This window comes from Acinetobacter sp. SwsAc2 (assembly GCF_013391465.1).
Lineage (GTDB): Bacteria > Pseudomonadota > Gammaproteobacteria > Pseudomonadales > Moraxellaceae > Acinetobacter > Acinetobacter johnsonii.
In genome coordinates this window covers 1-2,985 of record NZ_JACBEZ010000070.1, presented here as the reverse complement: position 1 = coordinate 2,985, position 2,985 = coordinate 1, and the positions used below count along the sequence as shown (strand labels likewise).

Below are 2,985 nucleotides of genomic sequence, written 5' to 3'. Positions count from 1 at the left end.
ACGACTGTTTGGGGTTGTATAGTCAAGTAATTAAGTGCATGTGGTGGATGCCTTGGCAGTCAGAGGCGATGAAAGACGTAATAGCCTGCGATAAGCTCCGGGGAGGCGGCAAATATCCTGTGATCCGGAGATTTCTGAATGGGGAAACCCACCTGTCATAAGGCAGGTATCGTATGATGAATACATAGTCATACGAGGCGAACGAGGGGAAGTGAAACATCTCAGTACCCTTAGGAAAAGAAATCAATTGAGATTCCCTCAGTAGCGGCGAGCGAACGGGGAAAAGCCCATTAAGTCATATAAGTTCTAGTGGAATGCTCTGGGAAGTGCAACCATAGTGGGTGATAGTCCTGTACACGAAAGGGCTTATATGATGATGTCGAGTAGGGCGGGGCACGTGAAACCTTGTCTGAATATGGGGGGACCATCCTCCAAGGCTAAATACTCCTGACTGACCGATAGTGAACCAGTACCGTGAGGGAAAGGCGAAAAGAACCCCTGTGAGGGGAGTGAAATAGATCCTGAAACCGCATGCATACAAGCAGTGGGAGCCGACTTGTTCGGTGACTGCGTACCTTTTGTATAATGGGTCAGCGACTTACATTCAGTAGCGAGGTTAACCGAATAGGGGAGCCGTAGAGAAATCGAGTCTTAATAGGGCGTTTAGTTGCTGGGTGTAGACCCGAAACCGGGTGATCTATCCATGAGCAGGTTGAAGGTTGGGTAACACTAACTGGAGGACCGAACCCACTGTCGTTGAAAAGCCAGGGGATGACTTGTGGATAGGGGTGAAAGGCTAATCAAACTCGGTGATAGCTGGTTCTCCCCGAAAGCTATTTAGGTAGCGCCTCGGACGAATACCATTGGGGGTAGAGCACTGTTTCGGCTAGGGGGTCATCCCGACTTACCAAACCGATGCAAACTCCGAATACCAATGAGTACTATCCGGGAGACAGACTGCGGGTGCTAACGTCCGTAGTCAAGAGGAAAACAATCCAGACCGCCAGCTAAGGCCCCAAAATTATAGTTAAGTGGGAAACGATGTGGGAAGGCATAGACAGCTAGGAGGTTGGCTTAGAAGCAGCCACCCTTTAAAGAAAGCGTAATAGCTCACTAGTCGAGTCGGCCTGCGCGGAAGATGTAACGGGGCTAAAACTATATGCCGAAGCTGCGGATTTGCAATTTATTGCAAGTGGTAGGGGAGCGTTCTGTAAGCCGATGAAGGTGTATTGAGAAGTATGCTGGAGGTATCAGAAGTGCGAATGCTGACGTGAGTAACGACAATGCGAGTGAAAAACTCGCACGCTGAAAGACCAAGGGTTCCAGTCCAACGTTAATCGGGGCTGGGTGAGTCGACCCCTAAGGCGAGGCCGAGAGGCGTAGTCGATGGGAAATTGGTTAATATTCCAATACTTCTATGTAATGCGATGAGAGGACGGAGAAGGTTAAGTCAGCCTGGCGTTGGTTGTCCAGGTGGAAGGTTGTAGGCATGTATCTTAGGCAAATCCGGGGTACTCTATGCTGAGAACTGATAGCAAGCTGTACTTGTACAGTGAAGTGGCTGATACCATGCTTCCAGGAAAAGTCTCTAAGCTTCAGTTACATAGGAATCGTACCCGAAACCGACACAGGTGGTCAGGTCGAGTAGACCAAAGCGCTTGAGAGAACTCTGCTGAAGGAACTAGGCAAAATGGTACCGTAACTTCGGGAGAAGGTACGCTGCCGACGGTGATAGGATTTACTCCTTGAGCTATTGGCAGCCACAGAAACCAGGCCCCTGCAACTGTTTATTAAAAACATAGCACTCTGCAAACACGAAAGTGGACGTATAGGGTGTGATGCCTGCCCGGTGCTGGAAGGTTAATTGATGGGGTTAGCGTAAGCGAAGCTCTTGATCGAAGCCCCAGTAAACGGCGGCCGTAACTATAACGGTCCTAAGGTAGCGAAATTCCTTGTCGGGTAAGTTCCGACCTGCACGAATGGCATAATGATGGGGGCGCTGTCTCCAGCAGAGACTCAGTGAAATCGAATTCGCCGTGAAGATGCGGTGTACCCGCGGCTAGACGGAAAGACCCCGTGAACCTTTACTGCAGCTTGACATTGAACTTTGATCTTACTTGTGTAGGATAGGTGGGAGGCTTTGAAACCGAGACGCTAGTTTCGGTGGAGCCAATCTTGAAATACCACCCTGGTAATATTGAGGTTCTAACTCTGCTCCATTATCTGGAGCGAGGACCATGTCTGGTGGGTAGTTTGACTGGGGCGGTCTCCTCCTAAAGAGTAACGGAGGAGTACGAAGGTGCGCTCAGCGTGGTCGGAAATCACGCGTAGAGTATAAAGGCAAAAGCGCGCTTAACTGCGAGACCCACAAGTCGAGCAGGTACGAAAGTAGGTCTTAGTGATCCGGTGGTTCTGTATGGAAGGGCCATCGCTCAACGGATAAAAGGTACTCTGGGGATAACAGGCTGATACCGCCCAAGAGTTCATATCGACGGCGGTGTTTGGCACCTCGATGTCGGCTCATCTCATCCTGGGGCTGAAGCAGGTCCCAAGGGTATGGCTGTTCGCCATTTAAAGAGGTACGCGAGCTGGGTTTAGAACGTCGTGAGACAGTTCGGTCCCTATCTACCGTGGGCGTTGGAAATTTGAGAGGATCTGCTCCTAGTACGAGAGGACCAGAGTGGACGAACCTCTGGTGTACCGGTTGTGACGCCAGTCGCATCGCCGGGTAGCTATGTTCGGAAGGGATAACCGCTGAAAGCATCTAAGCGGGAAGCCTACCTCAAGATAAGATTTCCCTAGGACTTTATGTCCTCTAAAGAGCCGTTGAAGACTACGACGTTGATAGGTTGGATGTGGAAGCATAGTGATATGTGAAGCTGACCAATACTAATTGCTCGTGAGGCTTGACTATACAACACCCAAACAGTTGGTGTTGTGGTTCAAATCACTGCAAACAACTTGATTTAGTTATAAAGCTAGATA

1 rRNA gene is annotated in these 2,985 nt (G+C 49.8%); it reads left to right on the top strand.

Going from position 1 to position 2,985, the window contains the following annotated elements:
* Positions 1 to 20 precede the first annotated feature (20 nt).
* Positions 21 to 2,914, top strand: a 23S ribosomal RNA gene (locus HYI04_RS16625).
* The last annotated feature ends 71 nt before the right edge of the window (positions 2,915 to 2,985 follow it).